This window comes from Bacillus cereus group sp. BfR-BA-01430 (assembly GCF_022663115.1).
GTDB lineage: Bacteria > Bacillota > Bacilli > Bacillales > Bacillaceae_G > Bacillus_A > Bacillus_A cereus_BD.
The window spans coordinates 34685-58871 of the sequence record NZ_JAKUEW010000005.1; the positions used below are offsets into that span (position 1 = coordinate 34685).

The window sequence follows — 24187 nt, forward strand, 5'->3', positions numbered from 1 at the left end:
TTCACTTTTTTACTTGATGCATTATCTAATACCATCAGTTTTTTACTCCCCCTTCATTTCGAATATGGATAAGTTCGCTTTGAGGTGTACCTCTAATAAATTCATTACAATGTAATATTTACAGTTTCATCCTCAAATTGGTATTATTTACTTGTTAAGGAGGGAAATTCATGAGTTTAAACATGTATCTAGGGGAAGTACATACCCAAACACAAAGTATGAATGCTGTATGTACCGCTATCATTCAAGGTATGGAACAAGCCATTCAGTCAATTGACGCTTTTGCAGTTGATACTATTTTACAAGGATAAACATACAGTAGTGCAAAATCATTTTTTGTACAAACCTTTCGTCCTTTAGCACAAGGGATTATTTATTTATGTGAAGAATTAATCGTTCAGAATAATGCCTTCCCAAGTCAATTTGAATCAAAGGTAGCTTCAACTGATGTAATCGAACAAGAAACATTAGAACAAATTCAAGAAATTGACCGAATGAAAGCAAGTATGGAAGCCATCATTCAAACTATACCAATTCCAGGTATGGATGCTATGGTAAATCTTTTCACTGCTATGAGGAAAAAACTGCAAGAAAAGTTAGATCACCTGTATGAGTTTAACCAAACATCTAGTAATAATTATAGTACAGCAATTCAATTAGCGGCTAGCATTGCGACGGGTTTGGCTGAAGTCCAAAGCGGGAAAGGTTTTAGTCCTGCAAGTGGTACATTTAGTACACAAGGATTGAATATGGAGTGGACAACCTCTATTCAAGAAATTACAGAAGATAGGAAGCGTCAGGCTGATAATTCAATTAAAGATGGAGAAATGTGCGGTAGGCTAGAAGAAAAATCTCCGATTAGAAAGGTTTGGGACGATAAGGTAGACGATGTAGTTAAAATGTTCGAAACAGTAAAAAAGATGTGGAATGGTACTGTAATCGGAACAGGGAAAGCTGTTGAAGATGGAATCAAGTCCATGGAAACTTTAAGTAACATGGATATAAGGAATATGGATATAGGAACTTTTATTAATGTTACATATGCGATTTTACATTTGGATGAAACGACACAAAATATGTGGCATACATTTTCAAATTCTGTGAAACGAGATATTATAGATGGGGATGCAGAGAGCCGTACACAATGGACTACTTATGGATTAACACAAATAGGGATTGGTGTTATTCTCGATAAGGGACTAGGTAAAGCAGGCCTGGTCACAAAAGGAATAAAAGGAGCAGGTGGAGCAAGTACATTCGCTAAAGGCGTAACGCTAGTAAAAGAATTGAAGCAAGCATCTGATATTTTACAATCTTTTAAGAAAGATGTTTCTTTTGCTTTCTCTGGTGGAAATATCATAACCAAGATACCTCAAAGCGAATTGAAGCAAGCCTATTATAATTTTGCAAAGACTATAGATGGTAATGCTAGAAAACAACCAGGAATTGCAAGTGGTGGTGAAAATCTATCTAATCCACGTAAGTCAATGAGAGGTTCAAGTGGTAATATAGGATTAGTACCCAAAGATGTTGCGGATAGCTTAAGAGGTAGAGAATTTAGTAATTTTGATGCATTTAGAAAAGCTTTCTGGGAAGAATATTCAAAGTCAAGTTATGCAAATGAGTTTAGTAAAGCTAACATTAAGAGAATGAGTGCCGGGTTAGCGCCAAAAGCTCCAAAATCACAGCATTACGGAAAACAAACAAGTTATGTTTTACATCATAGGAATCCTATTCACAATGGAGGAGGCGTTTATGATTTAGATAATATAGTAATATCTTCTCCGAGAATGCATCAAGAAATTTTAAGTAAGGGATTCCATTTTAATAAATAAGGAGTGAAATATATGTTTAAAAAATTAACAAGAGAAGAACTGATAAATCTAGTAAGTAAAATTGTAGAATGTGAAGGAACTGAAGAAGAGATTGATGAAATGATAGAAGTTGTAGAAAGAAATGTTCCACATCCAGAAGTAAGTGATCTAATATATTGGAATGATGAAGACCTTACTCCAGAACAAATAGTAGATATAGCATTAGCATATAAACCAATACAGCTTTAGAATTTAATAATGTCTCACTCTTGCTACATAAATAACAATAAAGTTAATGCTTTATTAGATAAAAATTAGAAGAGTTATAAATTCAGCAAAAATGATTTCAAAATATTTTACTATCTTTCTCCTAAGTGGAAATTGTAATCAAAAATAAAAAGCCAATTCTTATGAACTGCACCTCCAATTGTTAGACTGTGTCTAACAATTGGAGGTGCAGTTTTTTGTATGACAAAATTTACGAAAGATTTAAAGTTAGCGCTCGTTCAAGGATTTAATCCAAAAACAATTTCTCAAACAGAATATGCAAAACAGATGAATATTACAAAGGCACAATTTCAATACTGGTTGCGCCTATACGAACTCCATGGCGAAGAAGGTTTACACGAGGTCTATACAAATTACACCGTAGAGTTTAAACTAGACGTACTAAATTTTATGGCTCAATCGGGTATATCGTTAATGGATACAGCGGCTATATTCAAGATTCCTTCTTTTACAACGGTTTATCAATGGAAGAAGCAATTTGAAGTAGGTGGCTTAGATGCCCTTGAACCAAAGAAAAAGGAGCGTCCATCCATGAAAAATAAAAACACAAAACAAGATACGAAAAAGATTCCGGCAGAAGGTTCAGTTGAAGCGTTACAAGCTGAATTAGAACGCTTACGTATGGAAAATGCGTATTTAAAAAAGTTGAATACCTTAGTTCAAAACAAGGAAAAATCACGAAACAAGACAAGGCACAAGTAGTCTATGAATTAAGGCATGAGTTTCAAGTGAAAGAGTTAGTAAAGTTAGCAGGGTTCCCTCGAAGCACCTATTACTTTTATGTAAAACAAATGGGTAGAATCGATCCAGATGCGGATTTAAAAGTAGAAATTAAAGCGATTTATGAAGAACACGAAGGTCGTTATGGATATCGTCGTATTCGTGATGAATTAGCCAACCGTAATCAAATCGTGAATCATAAAAAAGTGCAACGAATTATGAAAGAATTAGGTTTAAAATGCCTTGTACGTATGAAAAAATATAAATCTTATAAAGGGACAGTTGGTAAAATTGCACCCCATATTTTAGAGCGTAATTTTACGGCAGATGCGCCAAATGAAAAATGGGTAACCGATATTACGGAATTTAAATTATTCGGTGAGAAACTGTATGTATCCCCTGTATTAGAATTGTATAATGGTGAAATCATTACTTACACAATTGGCTCTAGACCAACGTATTCACTTGTTTCAGAGATGTTAGAGACAGCATTAGAAGGTTTACCTGAAAATCATCAACTATTGATGCATTCAGATCAAGGTTGGCATTATCAAATGAAACAGTACCGTCACGCATTACAAGAAAGAGGTATCGTGCAAAGTATGTCTCGTAAAGGCAACTGTTACGACAACGCAGTAATGGAGAATTTCTTTGGAATCATGAAGTCTGAATTTCTCTACATAAAAGAATTTGAAAGTGTAGAGCACTTCAAAATAGAATTAGAAAAATATATAGATTATTACAATACAAAACGGATAAAGGCAAAATTAAAAATGAGCCCGGTGCAATACCGGACTCACTTTTATCAAGCTGCCTAATGAAATAACCGTGTCTAACTTTTAGGGGTCACTTCACTTCTGTTTTCGTATCAAATGAATTGAGAAATGCAATTTTAGAAAGCGATTTAAAAGGTTTTGAATTTGTAGAAGTATGGGATTCAGAAGCAACCTTGTAAAATAAACTCTAAAATTGAGGAATAATAAAAAGGGAACATGTTCCGCATCCTACGCCTGATGATATGATCTTTTGGAATTCTAACCAATTATCTCCTAAAGAAATAATTGTTGAAACGCTAAATTGCAAAAAAGAAAAAGAAAAACAGACTGCTTATATTACAGTCTGTTGTTTAACGTAATTTATCAAGCAAATTATAATAATAAAATGTCTTCGCTCTTTTTCTTTCATTTGAGAATATAAGCCCTTCTCTTTCTAAAATACTCAAATAGCGTCGGCATGTATTACTATTAATCCCTGTCAACTCTACCATTAATTTAGTGGTGAATACAGGGTGCTTGAACATTGTATCAATAATTTTTCTGATATTATTATTTATAATTAATGTACATGCTTTATTTAAGTCCTGTTGATATAATTCATTTAATTCCTCTATAAATCGAATATTTTTCTTCGCTTGCATATTTACACTTTGTAAGAAAAAGCGAATCCATTGATCCCAATCTTGCTTAAAACGTACATCATTTAAATAGCGATAATACTTATGCTTATCTTTTTCCAATACATCACTAACAAAAAAGTTAGGATAATCTATAATGCCTTTATTGTATAAATATAGTGGTATTAAAATTCTTCCAATTCTGCCGTTGCCATCTAAAAATGGATGAATAGTTTCAAATTGGGCATGAATAATTGCAATTCTAACTAGATGGTTCAAGTCCTCTTCATCGCTATTAATGTATACTTCTAAGTTATTCATATATTCATCAACCAACTGTGGTTCTGGTGGAACAAATGTAGCTGTCTTAATCGTACATCCTTCTGGCCCTATAAAATTTTGAATTTTTCTATACTCACCAGGAGAACGGTTACTTCCCCTTACTTGATTGGATAATAACGTTTTATGTAATGTTTTGAACATCCTAGTTGATATTGGTATACTACCCAACAACTCTTTTCCATACATTAAAGCTCTAGAATAATTGAATACTTCTTGTGTATCCTGGTTATTCTTTCTAGAATAAGCTTCAACTTCCAATACCTCATCCAACGTAACCTGCGTTCCTTCGATTTTGGTTGATTGTACAGCTTCTTGAAGCATTAATGGATAAATTAATAAATCCTTACTAATTTTTGAATTATTCAGCATCACCTGATACTGACCCATAGTTGTATTTGCATTAATTAGTTCATTTAAAAATGTTAATGGATTCACAATACCTTTTTCAAAAGGCAATCTTAAAGGTACAAATGGTTGCATACTAATCACTCCTTAGAACCATTATAACATCATTTTGAAAATAATATACGAATCCTAGACATTTAAAACCAAAAACCCACAAAAATGATAGCAATAGAATAATAAAAGCGATTAGAGTTGCATAACATCAATAATGAAAACAAAAAAGAACACTGAATAAAGATTATGATTAATCATTCAGTGTTCTTTTTATTATTTATACCGTTCTATTCGATTTAGTATTTCTTTTCAGTGCTAGCATAACATTAGATCTATCATTTTTAAAGTTAGCCAGTGTACCTTCTTCTAAACCAGTCAATGCTTCAAATATATCTTCACGTAAGCTCAATTTATACTCACTTGAAAGTTCTTCTAAAATGCTATTACTAATTCACTATATATAAAATAAAATCATTTTTCATCCTCTTGTTTTTCCACGTATACATAAGCATCTTTCAAATTTTTGTGTACATCGCTTTGTGTATTCTCCGCAAGCTGACCAGCATTTAGCAAAGAAAATATAATAAGCGCTTCCAGTGACATTTTTTTATGCACCCCTTTCTGTTGTATGGCATACATATATACTACTCCTAGCGTGTGACTTCTGTATGAACATACGAAAAAGTTTAAGACAAAAAGGCTTTGAGGAATAACCCCCCCAAAGCCTTTTTGTCTTATATATTCTATTTCTTAGTAACGAATTAAGAAATATTTCTTTTTACCGCGGCGAATGATTGTGAATTTACCTTCGATACGGTCTTTTTCTGTGACAACGTAATCTAATTCTTGTGTGCGCTCACCGTTTATGTAAATCGCACCGTTTGTAACATCTTCACGTGCTTGACGTTTTGATGGAGAAATTTTGCTTTCTACAAGTAAGTCAATTAACCCTGTATCTTCTGCGCTGCGTTCTACAGATGGTACATCTTTGAAGCCTTGTTCAATTTCATCTGCTGTTAATTCTGCTACAGAACCGCTAAATAAAGCTGCAGAAATTTTAATCGCTTGTTCTAATGCTTCTTCGCCGTGAACAAGTTTTGTCATTTCAGAAGCTAATGCTTTTTGTGCTGCACGTTTTTCAGGTGCTTCAGCTACTTGTTTTTCTAAATCAAGAATTTCTTCATGAGATAGGAATGTGAAGTATTTTAAATATTTTACAACGTCGCGGTCATCTGTGTTAATCCAGAATTGGTAGAACTCGTAAGGAGTTGTTTTCTCTGGGTCTAACCAAACTGCGCCGCCTTCTGTTTTCCCAAACTTCGTACCGTCAGATTTTGTCACAAGTGGAATTGTTAATCCGAACGCTTTCGCATCTTCTTCTGATTTACGAATTAATTCAAGGCCCGCTGTAATGTTACCCCATTGGTCACTACCACCAATTTGCAGACGGCAACCATGGTTTTTATATAAGTTTAAGAAGTCATATGATTGTAAAATCATGTAACTAAATTCGGTAAATGAAATACCAGTTTCTAAACGAGATGCAACTGTATCTTTTGCTAACATGTAGTTTAAACCGAAGTTTTTACCGATGTCACGTAAGAATGTAATGACATCTAAGTTGCCAAGCCAGTCATAGTTATTTGCCATTACTGCTGGATTTTCTACGTTTTCAAATTCTAAGAAGTTTGAAAGCTGTTTTTTAATACTTTCAGTGTAGTAAGCAACTGTATCTTTCGTATTTAATGTACGCTCTGCTTTTTTACCACTTGGGTCCCCGATCATACCAGTACCACCGCCTACAAGTGCGATTGGTTGATGACCAGCTAATTGAAAACGACGTAACATTAAAATCGGTAACATATGGCCGATGTGTAAGCTATCTGCTGTTGGGTCAAAACCACAGTATAATTTAACACTTTCTTTTTCTAATAATTGCTCTAGGCCTTCAGCATCTGTTTGCTGGTTAATCAAACCGCGAAACTCAAGATCTTGTAAAATATTCATATTCTACATACTCTCCTTTAATGTAATGTGGCGTGAAATGTGAAAACATAAAAAAATCGCCCCTCAAATAAGGGACGATTTTGATTATCGCGATACCACCCTAGTTGTAAGCAAAATTGCCTACCACCTCATTCACATAACGGCTCATCACCGTCTTTTCCCTTTTGAATCAAATCTAATTCAATCGAAAAAAGATGCTCGAGGGGCGTAATTCGCGATCATCTATGTGCTGATTTCCACCGACCATCAGCTCTCTAAAACAGGGAAATGATCACTACTTCTCCCTTTCCACGCTCAATTATTTATATACTTTTCTTTATACCATCATTTATATAAACATGTCAAATTAAACTGGTAATTTATTCTAACACTTATTTTTTACAAAGTTGTCAACCATATCGTAATGAGAGATAGAATGGGGATACCCGCTAATAATGAAATATGAAATACAATCGACAGATCATTTCCAATCGTCGCTTCTACAGGATCTTTCGCTGGGGAGGCGAGTAATCTAAGTAGTCGATCAAAGCGACTTACTGTTTTCGGAAAATCCGGTATTTTTACATGGTCACTATTTAAATACTGCTTTAATTTATATTCCTTCTTAAAGGGATTTTCGCTCAATATCATCCACCTCCAGCAATTGTTTTAATTTCTTAATCCCATTATGAAGTCTTGATTTCACCGTACCTACTGGGATACTCAAAACCTGTGCAATCTCTTTTTGTGGCATATCATGATAATAAGACAGAATAAGGACTGCTCGCTGATCTTCAGGAACCTTTAACATTGCTTCTCTTACAGTAATCCGATCTTCTTGTGAAAATTCCTTCTCTTGAATTGGTGCGAAAAACGGTAAAAGAGAGTGCCACTTTTTTCTTCGATTTAATTTATTAATCATAAGACGATAACCGATTTGAAATAAATATGTTTTAACCTTTCCCTTCTCCACTTCATACATATGCTTTTTACGTTCCAGCATTAAAAACGTATCTTGAACGAGATCTATACTCAATTGTTCATTACGGTTAAAACGATATAAAAATGTATATAGTGCTGGTTTGATTAAGACATATAGTCTTTCTCCAGCTTGTTTATCCCCATTTTGATAAGCAAGCATGAGCTCTTCCTCAATCCCAATCTGCGCCATATTTTTTGATCTCCTTTATCCCCTTTAGCGTTAAAGAGATTCGTCCGATTAAATATGCACTTGCAACAATTATCCATACTTGTGATTGGTTCGTAAAAAACTGCACATATGGGTTTTGAATTGTGAGCCCACTTGAAACTAAAATGTTTAATACTTGCACACATATACATGCATACACTGCAAGACAAACAGAAATTGTATCAAATACATTCCAACGAAAGTACACTTTTGTTTTGATAAAATCAATTTTATTTCCCTTTTTTCGTATAATATATTTCCTATCAAATGGAATAATGATAGAAAACATAACGCTCATAATCACTCCTACTGTAATCATTGAAACTTTAAATCCAATCGCCATAGGCAATAACATTCCACAACCAAATACAACGATAATACTTACGAAAGCCAATGAAAATATCCATTTATTCGACATATAAAATACCTCCCTCATTTGTTGTATCATAAAGTTATACAAATGAGGGAGGCAAACGGTTCACAAAATATTTTATTTTTTTACTTTCGATACAGTTATCCCATCACCAACTGGAATAAGGAGAGATTCTAACTGAGGATGATTTGCTACAGTTTCATTGAATTTCTTCATTCGCTCCGTATGGAGTCTAGGTTCAATAGCTGAATCTGATACACTACCACCCGCAAGGACATTATCTATCACAATCAAAGCATCCTGTCTTACCAACTCAATGCAATATTTTAAATAATTTTTATAGTTATCTTTATCAGCATCAATAAAAAAAGTCAAATTGTTTATGCTCACTAACTAATTTTTCAAGGCTTTGTAAAGCTGATCCGGTAATATATGATACTTGGTCACCAAATCCAGCTTTACATAAATTACTGTGGGCTAACTTTGCATAGTTCTCTTTTAATTCAAGGGAAGTTAAATTTCCTTCTTTCCCAAATCCTCTAGTAAGACAAATCCTGCTATATCCTACAAGAGCTCCTATTTCTAGAACATTTTTAGCTCCTGAGATAGAAAAAACACTCATTTTGAAAAAAGATTAATCAAAATGAGTGTTTATAATTTTGTGGAGGAGTTAGTTTTTATAAAAAAGTTTGATTAAAACTAACTTAGAATTCTTTGATTGAAGCGATACAGCATCGCATCTTTTTTAAAAGTGCCGCAACTTTCTTTAAATCTTCGTGATTTAACAACCTCTCATACCCCATATCGATAAAAGTTGTTTCTTTTCTGTCCTCCCCTTTAATACTCTAAGCATAGAGAGCATTAATTCCTAGTAGTGCAGGTTTTATATACCTTGTTTTTTAACACATAAAGATGATAACTCTATTTCTGGTGGTACTTCTTGTTCTTATAAAATATGTAGTCTCAACAAAAGCAACCTTCTCAAAATGATCAAAACTCAGAACAATAGCATTTTACCATCTTTGGTTAAAACCCTTAATTTTTTATATTCTATTTACAAAAATCAACATTTTCTAAATTTAAAATAAACCTTTTACATCTCTCTACTTTCTTTGTAAAATAAATTTAGCTTTTTAACAAAAGAAAGCTAATTATTTAAATTTGATATTGCTTAAACAGTGAATTTGCTTCTTCGACAACTTGATTTACAACATCTTTTGCAGTTACATCTTCTCTCAATAGTCTTGTACCTTGTCCAGCCCATAATGACATATATTCATGATTATTTTGTTTAGTTGCTTGTTTTCTAATATCACTAGTAATTGTATTTTGTGATGGAAATGCAAGAGGGGCAATTTTTTCATTTTCAAATTCACGAATAAACTCATTATAAATCCCACGGGCAGGGCGACCTGAAAAACTCTTTGTAATAACTGTACTGTCTTCTGTGCTATTTGATATAACTTTTTTATATATTGGGTGTGCTCCAGATTCCTTGGTAACTAAAAATGCTGTTCCCATTTGTACTCCTTGCGCCCCCAATATAAGAGCTGCAGCGAGTCCTCTACCATCCATTACTCCTCCTGCTGCTATAACAGGGATATTAACATGATTAACTACTTGAGGAATTAATGTGAATGTACCTATATTTGCACCATTCGGAAACTTCTCTACATCAAATGTACCACGATGCCCACCAGCTTCACTTCCTTGAGCTACAATTGCATCTACTCCATATTTTTCTGCTTTGATTGCTTCATCAACTGTTGTAACCATTGTTATAATTTTACTACCATTGTTTTTTGCAAGCTGCATCCATTTAAGTGGCATTAATCCAAATGCTGTACTAATTATAGGAACCTTTTCTTCTATCAATACTTGAATTTGTTCATTAAATAATTGTGGTGTTTTAACTTCTAAAACTTCTTGATCTATTTCTAGCTTAAATCGCATCTTATTTAATACTTCTTGTACACGTTGTAATCCTTTTAAATTATCATTCATATTGGTACAGAATAGATTAACACCAAACGGTTTATCAGTCCTCAGTCTTATTTCTTTTATTGTACTACGGATATCTTCTGGCTTCATATAAGCAGCACCTAACGTACCTAGTCCCCCAGCTTCAGAAACAGAGACAATTAAATCTACTGTAGTAGGTCCTCCAGCCATTCCAGCCAGTATAATAGGATATTTAATGTTTAATAATTCGCACATTTTTGTATTTAAACTCATACTTTCTTCCTCCTTAAAGATATTCTGAAGATTTGATAAAAACTTAGTGTACATTCTTTATTTTTTTAATTCATGTAAGAATTTAATAAATTTTAAAAATGCAGGCGATTTTAAAGTATTCTTGGGATAAGTAAAAAATGTTGTAACAAATCTATATTGATCTGGTAAAGGGATAACGGACAACTCTTGGTGTGTATCAATCTGTTCTATTACTGATTTTGTCAATACAGATACCCCTAACCCTCCTTTTACACATCCTACAATACCATCGAGCGTACTTAATTCCATAATTCGATTAGTTATATTCCCTTCCGACTCTAACCAACCTTCCAGTATCCTTCTATAATAACACCCTACTTTAAACATAATAATAGTTTGTTTTATAAGATCTTCTTTTTTGTTCTTTAATAAAAATTGACTATTAAATAACAAAAAGAGTTCTTCAAAAAATACAGGTATTTGCTCTAGAGTAGGAATATTTACCTTACCAGCAATAAATGCTCCTTCAACTTCCTTTCGTTGTATTTTTGTTATAAGCTCATCTGTATTGTTTGTTTGTACCATAATCTCAACTTGAGGATACCGTATATGATACTGAGATAATATCATAGGTAACCTTACAGCTGCTGTTGTTTCCATTGATCCAATCACTAATTTTCCATTTAATAGATAGTCTTTGGGGATTATTTCCTTCTTTGATTCATTAACCAAGTTTATTATTTTTTCTGAATATGTAAGTAGTCTTTCTCCAGCAGGTGTTAATGTCACTCCATTTTGGTTCCGAAAAAAAAGTTGCGTTTGATACTCGTTTTCTAGTTTTTTGATTTTGGCAGTAATATTAGATTGTACAAAATGCATTTTTTTAGCTGCTTTAGAAAAGCTCCTTTCTTTTGCTACTTTGTGGAATGTAACTAAATTTTGAATATTCATTCTCTTTTTCTCTCCTAACCGTATTTTTTATCACTTTTTTTGATGGAGTACATTAAAAAACAGAGTTTTACTTACCAATTAAAGTTATATATTATATGTATTAGCAAGATGAATCATAAAGGAGGGATTAAAAGATTTTGTCAGAGAACCAGGAAATAAAATTAATATTCCGTTAGTTTGTATTATACTGTTAATTTTATATAAAAAAGGAAAGAGTTTGTTTTATCAACTTTATTCAGAATATTCTATTTATTAATTATTTTCAAAATTATGGAGGTTAACTTATGTTTAATTCAGAATATAATATTGGAATTATTGGAATGGGACCCCGTGGTCTCTCTATTTTAGAACGTTTGTGTGCAAATTTAATAGACTACAAAATAAATAAACATATAAAAATTTATATAATAGATCCGTATCCTCCGGGGGCTGGGAAAGTATGGAGAACCAATCAATCTCCTCACCTCTTGATGAATACTGTCGCTTCCCAAATTTCATTATACACAGATTCTAGTGTTGAATGCGCTGGTCCAAAAATTTCTGGGCCAAGTCTTTACGAATGGGCTAAGTTTATAACATTGATGGGAATAGACAGCGACTACAGCGAGCAAATAAAAGAGGAAGCAAATGCTCTTCAACCAGATTCCTATCCAACACGTGCATTTTATGGTTATTACTTAGAATGGGTTTACAATAGGATTATTTCAAATCTTCCAGAAAATGCAAGTGTATACGTCCATCAAACTAATGCCACTTCTTTATATGAGGATGAAAATGGTAAGCAAATTATTAATTTAGAAAATCAGAACATACCGTTAATTGTAGATAGTGTTATTCTATCATTAGGGCATTATTCAACAATTCTTTCAAAAACAGAACACAGCTTAAAACAATTTGCTGATAATTGTTCCTTAACATACATTCCACCTAATAACCCTGCAGATGTAAATTTAAACAATATAAAACCTAAGGAAAATGTCATTTTACGTGGAATGGGTTTAAACTTCTTTGATTATATGTCTTTACTTACACTTGGTCGTGGAGGATCTTTCATAAGAGAAAATGGTAAACTTATTTATCAACCATCGGGGCAAGAGCCACGTATGTACGCAGGTTCCCGAAGGGGTATTCCTTATCATGCACGGGGTGAAAATGAAAAAGGCGCTTTCGGAAGACATGAGCCTATTTATTTAACTTCGGATATCATTAAAAGTTTCCAAAAAAAGATAAACCTTGGAGAAAAAATTAATTTCAAAACAAAAGTATGGCCTCTAATTGCCAAAGAGGTTGAAACAGTTTACTATATGACACTAATACAATCTACCTCATGTAAATGTAAAGCAGCACTTTTCCGCAATGAATATATGGTAACAGCTTGGAACAGTAAAGAAGAACAAGCTATTTTAGATAAATTTGATATTCCTTTAGATAAAAGATGGGACTGGGAAGAAATTTCCTACCCTTATAAAAATCTCTACCAGCTCAGCCATCATCAATATCGCGAATGGTTATTAACATATTTAAAAAAAGATATGTTAGACGCGTATCAAGGAAATGTATCCGGGCCTATAAAATCCGCTTTAGACGTCTTAAGAGATCTACGTAACGAAATACGTTTAATTATAGATTATGGAAAACTTAGTGGTGAATCTTATAAATCTGATTTACAAAAGTGGTATACACCTCTTAATGCTTTCTTATCAATCGGGCCACCAGTGCAACGAATTGAACAAATGATTGCTTTAATAGAAGCTGGTATTTTAGAAATCCTTGGACCAGATATAGAAATTGAATTACATACCGAATCAGCTAGATTCCATGCAAAATCTAATAAAATTTGTGATAGTAAAATTGATGCTTCTGTTTTAATTGAAGCTCGATTACCTAATATAAATTTAAAACAAGCAACAAATCCATTATTAGCAGACTTATTAAATACTTCACAAATAACAAACTATACTATTATGAATGCTGATGGTACACAATTTGAAACTGGAGGAATTGCCGTTACCCCTCCACCTAACCGTTTAATAGATAAGAATGGAACACCGTATTTAAATCGCTTTGCATATGGTGTCCCTACTGAGGGAGTTCATTGGGTCACAGCTGCTGGAATTCGACCAGGGGTAAATTCTGTAACATTAATAGAATCAGATGCTATAGCCAGAGCTGTTCTTTCCTTAGGGGTTACTAGCACTAATTTGGTACCTATATCGTTAAAATCGGAAACATTAAATACATGAAACAAATGAACAATCGCTCTAGTGTAATTAGTGCTATACATATAGCACTAATTACTGTTATTACTTCCACCCCGGTATTTCTTATTGGTGCCAGTAACAACTTGATTCGTCAGGATATCAATATAAGCACGAGCGAAATTGGAATAATTTTGACCCTCTATTGGTTAGGATCACTTTTAGGCGCTTTTATGAGCCGTAAAGCAACAATATTTTCTTCTATTAATAAACAAATCAGTTTTTCAATCTTTATTACAGCAGTTTCTTTAAGTTTAATTTTCTTTCATCCTAAGATAGGATTATGGATTGGGGGAATTCTAGGAGGAACTGCATATGGTTATAGTCAACCATACACTAATTATTTAATTATGAGAACATGCGATCAAAAAATACAAGGTTTTGCATTTGGTCTCAAGCAAGCCGCTATCCCAACAGCAACACTTCTTTGCAGTCTAGCAGTACCAATTTTAGCAGTACCATTCGGTTGGAGAAGTCTCTTTGGAATGATTACGTGTGTCGCATTTATTTATGGTGGATTAACACTAATTTTCTCTCGAAATATTCATTTTACAAAAAAAGCAAATTCAAATCCTATCCCCCCCTTGTCACCTAACATACATCTAATCATGTTAGGTGTAGTGGGAGGTTTAGGTGCAATGATTGGAAACAGCTTAGGTGGTTTCTTAATTGCCTCTCTTACATTTGGTGGTATATCCTTAGTTACAGCAAGCTTAATAGCCGCTTTTGCTTCTATTACAAACATTGTGGTTAGAATATCAGCAGGAATAATAACAGATCACTCTAATTATTCGCCTTCTAAATTATTAATATTTATGTTCATGGTCGGTGTTTTAGGTACATTATTCCTAACTACATCATCTTATTTTTTACTACTTATTGGATCTATATTAGCTTTTGGAGGAGGCTGGGGATGGGCAGGATTGTTACATTATATAACAAGTATTGCTTATCCCGAGTACGAAGGTCAAGCAACTGCATTTAGTCAAATGGGAGTATCCTTCGGTGCCGCACTTGGGCCATTATTATTTGGAATTTTATTTTCAACTGTTGGCCCTAGTACCGCTTGGGCTATAATGTCCCTAGCTGGCGCTATAGCTATAATAATTATGTTGATATCTCAAAAGTTTATTCCAGATAACAAGAACCCAAAAAATTTAACGCAAAAACTTCCATCTTAATCATGGATTAAAAAATACTTTGTAAAAATTAACAGTACTAACCTTTATTAGTAGTGTAGAAAATTGAAATAGATTTTATTTTGAGATGGCTTTGCCATCTCTTTTCTATTCTAATTTCAGGGTTTTAATTCACAGATAATTGTAGACCATGAAAATGGACAACATCTTTTACCAAAAAGATTACTAGCAAATTTGATAGCGAATAATAGTTATCTCAATTTTTATAATAAGAATTATACGGAAGCCATAGCTTTTTGATTTCCTAAAAAAGAAAGGTTACTTCAATAAAAGGGTAATGTCTAGATTTCTTAAATATTATTAGTTCAGTATTAGTTAAGTGATTTATTAATTTCTTATTAAGTTATTTAGGAGTAATTAAATCTTCAACACCTTGTATCACTAAAATAGGAATATCCTTTAAAATATGTCTCTTTGAGGAGACATCATATCTTAATTTTATATCTTTCCGGAGAGCTTTATTAATTTTCTGACATTTTATGGATTTAAAAAATAATATGGATAAGCAATGTGAGCATTTGTTCAAAAATATCATGTTGATTTTGATTGGTTTTATATAATTCTTTGGAAAGATCTTTTTATTTTTGCAAACATTAGCTGTTATTCTACTCCAAAACTCATCACCAGATTTTAAATAATCTTCTGCATCAATCCCCATTGCAGATACTAATATTACCTTATTTATATTAGTAGCGTATAAAAGTGCTAACATACTTACCCATGATTGCCCCACTAATTTGAGTTTATCTATATTTATCTCTTCCCTTAATTTTTCTAATACAAGAACTTCATTTTCTATTGGGTAGATTTCTGAATCGTTTATTATCTGAGAACGTCCACAACCACATAATCATAAAATATTAGCTTAAAATGCTCAGGTAAACATTCTAGGTGTGGCAAAAAATATCGATGTTCATCACCAAGCTCACCATGTAAAAATATAAGAAATCGACCTTCCCCTATACTATATATAGTATTTCCGTATATTTCAATGTATTGTTCGTGGTAGTCCATATATCCTCTATTTTTATGTAAGAACAACTTATGCGAATTAAGGAAGTTGTATTGCATTATTTCTACGAAAAAAATTAGAATGTCTGTAGAAGTTCACGTATATACACAAGATTCACATTCGTCTGTAAGAGATACATAACCTGTGTATATCTAAAAATATGGTAGGAACGCTATTCTGTAAATTTATACTGCTCAGTTTTCTCATAGACTCTACATACTTTTAAAGAAAAAATGACTGTATATACTTATGTTAAGAGCATGTTTTGATTTTTAATAAAAAATTTCTCAAACATGCTCTTTCCTCCTAGCCATTTATCAACGTTATTAGTAATAATTTAATCAAACTTTATTCTACAATAAAACTTTTTTGTTTTACGTTGTAGACATGTATTTATAATTAAAGTGTTGAGACGATAAAAACATAGAGTGATAAAGGTTAGATATTATGAAGTCGCTTCTATTTTTCTTCGATTATGAATAATCCCCTTATCATTCATTAATCTTCGAGTATCACTATCATCGTATTTGGCAATTTTAACAAAATCAAAATTCAAAAAAGAAGCTGTGAAATTATTTTTTCTTTAAAATTATCCGCTACTTTAAACCAACTTGAAATAATTCTAAATTTAAAAATTCAAACAATGTTTTATCATCTGTAACCTTTTTCTCCAATAATTATCATGATAACCTATTAATAAAGGGACCCCATCATACTATTTACATCTTACAACCTTAAATTTATTATCAATTAACAATTCATTCATAATTTTCACTTCTTGATATTTTACAGAATCACCAATCAATCTCGAAAAGATTTATTTAATTGAACAATTTGTAAACTATCGGTGAGTTTGACTACAATACGAAAAATAATCTCAACGCACACAAATGTATATTGTTACTGTTGTGTTTCATTCTATGACATGAAATTATAAATTATTGATTGATCGAATCTTTATAAAGGAAAAGTTGGTAAAAATCTAGATATAATATCAAAAGATGTATATCCTCTATTTACATAACACTTATAGTGTTTTTTATCAATTTCTAAAACTATATAATACTTTCTAGTTTTCTTAATATAAACCGTATCTCCTACGTTAGGTGTGTATTCAAGAGTTGAAAGTAAATCCTTATTTAGCTGCCCATACACTTCCATTTTCATTTATACACATCTCCCTCATATAAAATTATTTATTTACATCACTTTTAATTTTTTTCCTAGCTCTATTTTTATTATTTAATTCAACATTCGAAATTTTTAAAAATATAATTATAATAGCTATCATGATTATACTAGCTATAAAACAAGTATAAATTAGAATTGAATTATATAATCCAACCGATTGTGCTCCAAAGCCAATCCCAATAATCGGTATCCCTACACCTAAATATATCACCACATATAAGCTTGAAAAAACATCTCCCCTACTATTTTTAGGAGCAATTTTATTAACTAACATCATCGCACCCATAAATGACAATCCTTGACCTAACCCTGTAGTAATAGTGCCGATAAGTAAAAGCGTTAATGAGTGAAGAGGCACAGCAACAACTATTCCAATAAGCCCACCTATTAAGAATAGAAGTCCAGAAATCATAGAAGTATGAATAGGAAACTTCTTCAAAAAAATCTGTGTCATTGATGATGTTCCTAGCATCAAAAATACTACTCCACCTGCAATCGAAAGATTTTGGATTTCCATAAAATTTATCACATAGGAAGGAATAAGCGACATAAACAAAGCTGTTACGGACCAAGCTATAAATGCAACTAATGCTCCAATACTAAATTCTCTTCTTATATTCCGAGGCACATTAGGTTTTTGTAGTTTCCATTTTTTTTCATCAGTTTTCTTAACAGTTTCCGGCATAATCCAAAATACTATAAAACTTGGAATTAATAAAAAGAGATGAATTATATAGGGTAATAGTGTTGGAAATGAACTATATTGTGCAAGTACACCTGATAATATAGGACCAATTGCCGTTCCTCCTGAAGTAGCTAATGAAGCTATTAATGATCCCATTTGATTATTTTTAGGTGGCTGGAGCTCAATTAAAGCGGCTGTAGCAGTTCCACTTATCATCCCAGCTGCAATTCCCTGTAATGCCCTTGCTAAAAATAAAGTAAAAAGCCCATTAGCAAATATAAAAATAACTGTAGAAAAAAAAGTTATTAAAAACCCTATAAGTAATACCTTTTTTCTGCCTATATAATCAGAAATTTGACCAAATAACAATAAAGAAGGAATCAGTATTAATGCGTATACTGCAAAGATTATTGTTAGCATCCCAGATGAAAATCCCCATAAATTTTTATATACACTATATAATGGTGAGGGTAAATTAGCACCAACCATTAACATGAGTAATGAGTATCCCAATAGCCAAAATGAAAAATCTCTCTTGCTCATTTTCTCCATAGTTACTCTCCTCTATTGATATAATATTCTCATCATTTTTTCGTAGGTAAAAGAATTATTCATCATCCTTTTATATTCTCCGTATTTTATGACTTCTTCTGTAATTTCTAATAGTGCAGACATAGTAGCTCTATATGCACCTGATCCAAAACTTAACCTACTTACTCCTAAACTATTTAGTTGTTGAATTTTTGGAGTTGAACGGCCAACTAAAATATTGATCGGTAATTCTATTTCCTTTACAAACATTTTAATAGTATCTTCATCTTCTACTCCTGGAATGAAAATACCATCCGCTCCAGCATCTTGATATGCTTTAGCTCTTTCAATAGTTTTCGCAAATCTACATTTATCATTGAATAAATTTAACCAATAGATATCCGTACGAGCATTAACAAATAATTGAACCCCTTCAATGATAGCTAAATCCTTGATCTTTTCAATTTTTTCCTGCTGATATGCTATCTCATATATCTTTGTGTTTGCACTTTTTATACTATCTTCTAAATTTATCCCAGCGACTCCAATACTAATTAATTTTTTTACATTTTCTAGTATTCCCTCAATTGTCTCACTAAATCCCGATTCTATATCTGCACTAACTGGAATATCTACTGATTTTGTAATTTCTTTAACTACCTTAAACATTTCTGAAAAAGGTATCCGTTCCCCATCTAGATACCCTGCCGAAGCAGAAATTCCAGCACTAGTTGTTCCAATTGCTTTGTAACCTAATTCTTGATAAGTCTTTGCACTCATAACATCCCATGCATTTGGTAAAATTAAAGTTGTAGGTTGATAGTGATAATCTTTAAACACCATTTTCTTATTTAGTAATTTGTTCATAATACATCCCCTCCTATACTTAAATTTTAATATTTATCTCCCTTTAGGATGATTGTATCATTAGAAAAATTCGATTATCATGGAAATATGAATGTAAAGGAGGTTTTATTATGCATTTATCCCAAATCGCTTCTCTAATTAGTACCCCTTCTCGAGCAAAAATGCTTATTCACCTTTTAGATGGAAGAATTTATCCAGCAAGTGAATTGGCATATGAGGCAAAAATTAAACCGCAAACAGCTAGCCATCATCTTTCAAAAATGATTGAAGGAGGGATACTTCATATGGAGAAACATGGGAGACACCGTTACTACAAAATAGCTAATGCCGAAGTAGCACAAGTTCTTGAAACTCTTCTCTCTATTTCTCTACCTGAAAAAACTTCTTCTTTTAAGCAAGCTTGTCAATCGGAAGCCTTAAAACATGCTCGTACTTGCTATGATCACTTAGCTGGAAAATTAGGAGTCTCTGTAACCAACTCGTTAATAAATCAAGGGTATTTAATTAAAGATGGTCTGAATTTTGATGTCACTGATACAGGGAGACATTTTTTTACTCACTTTGACATTGATGTTGATGAAGTGCGTCAAAGACGTAGGTTATTTGCTCGAGCATGCTTAGATTGGAGTGAACGTCAACATCATTTAGGCGGAGCTCTTGGTTTCTCACTTACTTCTTATTTTCTTAATAATAATTGGGTTCAAAGAACTCCTTCATGTAGATCCCTTATAATCACAGATACTGGTAAAAAAAACATAGAAAAAATCTTTAAAATTTCTATAGATTAATAAAAAATAGAATATGAAATTACATTTTTTTTAGACTGTGCTGTCTCCACAGCCTATTTTTACGTCTACCTCTTTTGATCTATCAACATTAATAAAAAGAGGTAAAAGAACGATTTTTTTATGCTGGACACATTAAGGTATCATCATATAATTTCGCAAGAGATAGTAAATCCCAAAAATTTAATAATGAATAATCACTTTTTTAATAACCATATCTTTATAATTCATAAAAAGTTAAGGATAGATAAAATTGAAAAGTAAGAGAATTTTGAAATTATAAATAAAATTTATAATAACATCTAAAAAGGATACGTTCTTTACTGATTTTGGCATTGATTTAGATCAATTCAAATGTAAGGGGCAGTGATATTCTCATGCACGTTTTAACTGGAGTAAAATCACTATCATCTTGCTGATAGTGATTTTACTTGGATAGTTCAAGTTCCATTAATTCGAGCATCAAAAGTTTCAGATAAAGGAAAAGTAAGTTTTAATCAATATTTCAATATAAATTAGAACTAGTCAATTTCCTTTGTAAATACGCAGTGCAGCGAGATAATGAGATACGAACAAAAATGCCACCTTAAAAACTCTGAATTAAGATGGTGTTTTTATTTTTTAAAATTTAAATTATTAAAAAACAATATTCCTAACGTTGTTTTTTAGATTTTATAAGAAAAATTTTATTAGCGTTTCTTATAACCAATAGAAATGTTTGTGAATTTTTCACTCTAAAGCATCACGATTGAAAAATTTTATATTTTCAATTAATCCCTTAAAATCAATTGAGCTTTGCCACAGTTCCTATATGAACATTCTTGAGGAAATTTTCGTTTCGCACTTAGAGCAAATTATCTATTTATAAGGTCTTTTTCACTAAAGTATTTTTCTGCTGAAAATTTCTATTTACAAGATAGATACTAATAATTATAAATAAGCTGCCAATTACAATGGACGGGTACAACCTCTCCCTTAATAGTAACCAACCAGATAATACACCAAAGAAAGGTGCTAAAAACAAAAAGGCACTTATTTTCCCTGGATCTCCCTTTTGTAAGAGATAATACCAGGAAACGAATTGAACTATAGAAGACATAATACTTAACCATAATAAAATAAGCAACGCATTAACATTCAAAATGAAGAATGGCTTTTCAAGAAAAAAACTAGCAAGTAAAAGCAATAATCCACCAAAAAACATCTGATAGGCGGATAAAATCCACGTATCGAAAAATCCCCCCCATTTTTTTACTAATAATGTTGCGATTGCCCAAAAAATGGCAGACGAAATCCCAAAGAAAATTCCACTCGTAAACTCAATTTGCGCCCCCATTGTAATACTTACCCCTATTAACCCTAAAAGAACACCAACCCATTGAGAAATTTTGTAACTTACTTGCAAAAAAATAGTACTGAATATAACAACAAATAATGGATTAGAAAATGTAAGAATTGAGGATTCGCTAGCTGAAATTGTTCGTAAACTTAAGAAAATGCATCCCATAACACCGGTCGTTTGGAAAGCCCCAATAATAATCATCTTTATCCAATGTCCTTTAGATGTTGGATGAGGTCGTTTTAACACAATAATGATTACCGCCATTATGAATCCAGCAAGTGTAAAACGCAATGCCGCTAATAACAACGGGGATGAATAAGACAAGCCTATTTTACCTACAGCAAAAGAAGAACCCATTAAAAATGTTGTTAAGAGTATTAGCATTGTAAATTTGAAAATACTCATTTTTCATCTCCCCACATATTGTAGTAAATAATTTATGAACATTATAACATCTGAACATTTCCATTATTATCGAAATATGAAATAAGAATATGGAAGAAACTATCAACTTAAACCTTTGCACAAGGAAGATTAAAGAAAATCTATTATTTTCTAGATCTTTTTTTGTTTTTTAACAAATAAAAAGTACGTACCTTAAAGTGATATGAATGCTAATAAATAACAGGACATCATATAATGGGAGAATGCGTGTTGATGACAGGCTTTATCTATGTGAAAGGCAATGCAAATACAGAAAATTTCACAGGATTTATTCGTAAGAAAGCAATCCAAGCGAAATAGAGGTGTTCTAAGAAATTTATTTCAATACAAAAATAAAACAGATGTATCTCCCTCTCCAATGGGATGTATTTTGGAATATACACCAACAAATTCAGATGCTATCCTCAATACAAGTCTAACCCAACAGATTTTCCCATTTATCTATACTGAACAAGCACAACAAAAAACTGTACAAAATAAGATGCTGGCAGATACTAAAAAACTACATGACTATCGAATACGCTCGGTTTCGGGCGCTATAATTTATCACAATGCAGGCGAAAAAATAGCCCTCTACCTGATTAAAAAGGAACAGATAGAGGGCTATTTTATATATGTTCTTCCTCAGATTATCCTACCTATTAAAAAATAATTCTTTTCCATAATCATTACTAAGATTATGATTAACCATTTCCCAGAATGGTAAAACGCTTAACAGTAACCTCGGTGGCTCATCACGGATAAAAAATCCGGTAGGTGGTGTTCTCCACCCTGTGTCCTTTTTTATAAAGTCTATATTTAATTCGATATCTTCAATTACCCAAAAAGGTATCTTAGCGTTATTTGCTAAATGTGTGTAAATATTTGGATTGGCCCAAGCGAATAGATAATTAATATCCTTTTGATAGCAGTAACTAATTGCAGCATGAAATACTGCTTTTGCACCCGATTTATTTATAGAAGAAAACCTGCCTGCTTCAGCTAAATTAGAACGATTGTTTTCAATAAACTCTTTCATTTTAGGTGTTAAATGAAAATAGTTTTCAGCACCAATATGATCATGTAGACTACCAATTTCTAATCCTAATGTTGAAACAATTTGTTCTCCTTTTTTTGCTACAAACAAAATATCTGGTGGGATTTCCCAACTCGTTTGATAGGCATCCTCATATTTCTTTCCACAAAAATCCATCGCTTCTTGAATTTCTTGATTATTATGAGCTATGCTTACAGTAATATCCAAATCTACACATGCAGTATTTAGAGTAGAAGTATTATTGGCTGACATATTTACCACCTGTATACTTTAAAAACTCTGATTTCATCGTTGTTGCATCAAATACCCAACAATCTGGTGCAGCAGGAATAGGCGTAACTCCTTCTTTTTTATCATAACCAGTTATAGCCAATGCAACTTGAGGTATTACAGCAGCTTCTGCAACAGGTGGTGAAGTCGCAAATAAAGGAACAATCTTTTTGTCAACAAACCATCTATATATTTCATCGGTACTTGGGAATAGAGGCTCTTTAGGCATAAATTTAGATAATAATGTTTTAATTATATCTCCCTTCAGTTCAGTATCTTCAGGGATATTAAAAAACTCTTCAAGGCTCATTCCATCATGAGTCCATTTATAAAGTGATGTCCCCCATCCAATGCACCAAGCTGATAAAATATACTTTGTTTTTTTAGAATTTCTAAAAGCTTTATGCAATGCATAACGTTCTCCCAATAAATAGAAGTCCATTTGGTCTAATACAATATCACACCCATTTACAAAGTGTTCAGCATTGTCTTTTGTGATACCTTCTGGATAAATTTCTACGGTCACATCTCCAACTAATCTATGTACCGCATGACCTACTATCTCAGCTTTATTTTTACCTAAATTCTCCTTTTCAGCACCATACTGTCTGTTAACATTTGTCCAATCAAAAGAATCTGGATCAGCAACTTTGATATGTCTAATTCCTAACCTTGCTAAACGCATTGCACAAGCGCCTCCAATACCACCACATCCTGCTACCCCAACTGTAGCATTAGAAAGACGAATTTGTGCTTCCCTTTGTTCTTCTTCTGTTTCTCCAAGCCAAGCTTGACTACGATTAACTCTTTCCCAATAAGTTTCATCATTATATACTCCATCTAACTTAATAACATGAGGTACTTTCGTTATCATCAATAAAACCTCTTTTCATTTTCA

The 24187-nt window shown here is 32.4% G+C and carries 21 protein-coding genes, 4 pseudogenes and 1 other annotated feature; of the genes and pseudogenes, 8 read left to right on the forward strand and 17 right to left on the reverse strand.

Annotated elements, in window-relative coordinates; genetic code table 11:
- The first annotated feature begins 170 nt into the window (after positions 1 to 170).
- The 4 genes and pseudogenes from MR058_RS11340 to MR058_RS23860 all read left to right on the forward strand — a co-directional run.
- Positions 171 to 1835, forward strand: a pseudogene (locus MR058_RS11340) (T7SS effector LXG polymorphic toxin).
- Between the two features lie 12 nt (positions 1836 to 1847).
- The gene (locus MR058_RS11345; protein ID WP_242144133.1) at positions 1848 to 2063 is read left to right on the forward strand and encodes a bacteriocin immunity protein; all 216 of its coding nucleotides are present in this window, start codon (positions 1848 to 1850) and stop codon (positions 2061 to 2063) included.
- Between the two features lie 219 nt (positions 2064 to 2282).
- A protein-coding gene (locus MR058_RS11350) for an IS3 family transposase (protein WP_242144134.1) occupies positions 2283 to 3640 on the forward strand; the annotation gives its coding sequence in 2 pieces (ribosomal slippage) (positions 2283 to 2739 and positions 2739 to 3640; 1359 coding nt in all).
- Between the two features lie 29 nt (positions 3641 to 3669).
- Positions 3670 to 3777 (forward strand): annotated as a pseudogene (locus tag MR058_RS23860) (imm11 family protein); the annotation flags it as partial.
- 171 nt (positions 3778 to 3948) lie between these two features.
- Here the strand turns inward: MR058_RS23860 and MR058_RS11355 are convergent.
- From MR058_RS11355 to MR058_RS11395, 9 genes and pseudogenes are all read right to left on the reverse strand, one after another.
- A complete protein-coding gene (locus MR058_RS11355; RefSeq protein WP_242144135.1) occupies positions 3949 to 5037 on the reverse strand; it encodes a Fic family protein in 1089 nt (362 codons plus the stop codon).
- A gap of 390 nt (positions 5038 to 5427) precedes the next feature.
- On the reverse strand, positions 5428 to 5559 hold the full coding sequence (locus MR058_RS11360; RefSeq protein WP_242144292.1) for a transporter: 132 nt from the start codon (positions 5557 to 5559) through the stop codon (positions 5428 to 5430).
- 147 nt (positions 5560 to 5706) lie between these two features.
- Positions 5707 to 6963: a tyrosine--tRNA ligase gene (gene tyrS, locus MR058_RS11365; protein ID WP_242144136.1), complete on the reverse strand. Its 1257-nt coding sequence runs from the start codon at positions 6961 to 6963 to the stop codon at positions 5707 to 5709.
- 67 nt (positions 6964 to 7030) lie between these two features.
- Positions 7031 to 7263: a binding site (T-box leader), on the reverse strand.
- 78 nt (positions 7264 to 7341) lie between these two features.
- Positions 7342 to 7587, reverse strand: a complete 246-nt coding sequence (locus MR058_RS11370) for a hypothetical protein (RefSeq protein ID WP_242144137.1) — start codon at positions 7585 to 7587, stop codon at positions 7342 to 7344.
- On the reverse strand, positions 7568 to 8113 hold the full coding sequence (locus MR058_RS11375) for an RNA polymerase sigma factor (RefSeq protein WP_242144138.1): 546 nt from the start codon (positions 8111 to 8113) through the stop codon (positions 7568 to 7570). The genes MR058_RS11370 and MR058_RS11375 overlap by 20 nt, the downstream gene beginning before the upstream one ends.
- Entirely contained in the window at positions 8094 to 8549 is a 456-nt protein-coding gene (locus MR058_RS11380) for a hypothetical protein (RefSeq protein ID WP_242144139.1), read from the reverse strand. Before MR058_RS11380 ends, MR058_RS11375 begins: the two co-directional genes overlap by 20 nt.
- 72 nt (positions 8550 to 8621) lie before the next feature.
- Positions 8622 to 9114, reverse strand: a pseudogene (locus tag MR058_RS11385) (O-methyltransferase); the annotation flags it as partial.
- A 545-nt stretch (positions 9115 to 9659) separates the two neighbouring features.
- On the reverse strand, positions 9660 to 10739 hold the full coding sequence (locus MR058_RS11390; RefSeq protein ID WP_242144140.1) for an NAD(P)H-dependent flavin oxidoreductase: 1080 nt from the start codon (positions 10737 to 10739) through the stop codon (positions 9660 to 9662).
- A gap of 57 nt (positions 10740 to 10796) precedes the next feature.
- Positions 10797 to 11669, reverse strand: coding sequence for a LysR family transcriptional regulator (locus MR058_RS11395; RefSeq protein WP_242144141.1), 873 nt, complete (start codon positions 11667 to 11669; stop codon positions 10797 to 10799).
- 284 nt (positions 11670 to 11953) lie between these two features.
- Between MR058_RS11395 and MR058_RS11400 the strand changes: the two genes are divergently transcribed.
- Positions 11954 to 13912, forward strand: coding sequence for an FAD/NAD(P)-binding protein (locus MR058_RS11400; protein ID WP_242144142.1), 1959 nt, complete (start codon positions 11954 to 11956; stop codon positions 13910 to 13912).
- A complete protein-coding gene (locus tag MR058_RS11405) occupies positions 13909 to 15108 on the forward strand; it encodes an MFS transporter (protein ID WP_242144143.1) in 1200 nt (399 codons plus the stop codon). Before MR058_RS11400 ends, MR058_RS11405 begins: the two co-directional genes overlap by 4 nt.
- 361 nt (positions 15109 to 15469) lie before the next feature.
- On the opposite strand, the gene MR058_RS11410 is transcribed toward MR058_RS11405, so the two are convergent.
- The 5 genes and pseudogenes from MR058_RS11410 to MR058_RS11425 form a co-directional block, all read right to left on the reverse strand.
- Positions 15470 to 15859, reverse strand: coding sequence for a hypothetical protein (locus MR058_RS11410; RefSeq protein WP_242144144.1), 390 nt, complete (start codon positions 15857 to 15859; stop codon positions 15470 to 15472).
- 724 nt (positions 15860 to 16583) lie between these two features.
- Positions 16584 to 16709 (reverse strand): annotated as a pseudogene (locus tag MR058_RS23660) (DNA-3-methyladenine glycosylase I); the annotation flags it as partial.
- Positions 16710 to 17095: 386 nt separating this feature from the next.
- Positions 17096 to 17305, reverse strand: coding sequence for a hypothetical protein (locus MR058_RS11415; protein ID WP_242144145.1), 210 nt, complete (start codon positions 17303 to 17305; stop codon positions 17096 to 17098).
- A gap of 25 nt (positions 17306 to 17330) precedes the next feature.
- Positions 17331 to 18566: an MFS transporter gene (locus tag MR058_RS11420; protein WP_242144146.1), complete on the reverse strand. Its 1236-nt coding sequence runs from the start codon at positions 18564 to 18566 to the stop codon at positions 17331 to 17333.
- Positions 18567 to 18578: 12 nt separating this feature from the next.
- Complete coding sequence (locus MR058_RS11425) at positions 18579 to 19412, reverse strand: isocitrate lyase/PEP mutase family protein (protein WP_242144147.1); 834 nt, start codon at positions 19410 to 19412, stop codon at positions 18579 to 18581.
- 110 nt (positions 19413 to 19522) lie between these two features.
- Here MR058_RS11425 and MR058_RS11430 point away from each other — a divergent pair, with 110 nt between their 5' ends.
- Positions 19523 to 20200, forward strand: coding sequence for an ArsR/SmtB family transcription factor (locus MR058_RS11430; RefSeq protein ID WP_242144148.1), 678 nt, complete (start codon positions 19523 to 19525; stop codon positions 20198 to 20200).
- Between the two features lie 859 nt (positions 20201 to 21059).
- Here MR058_RS11430 and MR058_RS11435 read toward each other — a convergent pair.
- Positions 21060 to 21944 carry a DMT family transporter gene (locus MR058_RS11435; protein ID WP_242144149.1) on the reverse strand — a complete coding sequence of 295 codons (885 nt, stop codon included), beginning with the start codon at positions 21942 to 21944 and terminating at the stop codon, positions 21060 to 21062.
- 280 nt (positions 21945 to 22224) lie between these two features.
- On the opposite strand from MR058_RS11435, the gene MR058_RS11440 reads away from it, so the two are divergent.
- Entirely contained in the window at positions 22225 to 22635 is a 411-nt protein-coding gene (locus MR058_RS11440; RefSeq protein WP_242144150.1) for a hypothetical protein, read from the forward strand.
- On the opposite strand, the gene MR058_RS11445 is transcribed toward MR058_RS11440, so the two are convergent.
- Together MR058_RS11445 and MR058_RS11450 are read right to left on the reverse strand one after the other, a co-directional pair.
- Complete coding sequence (locus MR058_RS11445; protein WP_242144151.1) at positions 22618 to 23271, reverse strand: thermostable hemolysin; 654 nt, start codon at positions 23269 to 23271, stop codon at positions 22618 to 22620. The two genes, MR058_RS11440 and MR058_RS11445, sit on opposite strands and share 18 nt — an antisense overlap.
- A complete protein-coding gene (locus MR058_RS11450) occupies positions 23258 to 24163 on the reverse strand; it encodes a ThiF family adenylyltransferase (protein ID WP_242144152.1) in 906 nt (301 codons plus the stop codon). The genes MR058_RS11445 and MR058_RS11450 overlap by 14 nt, the downstream gene beginning before the upstream one ends.
- Positions 24164 to 24187: the final 24 nt, after the last annotated feature.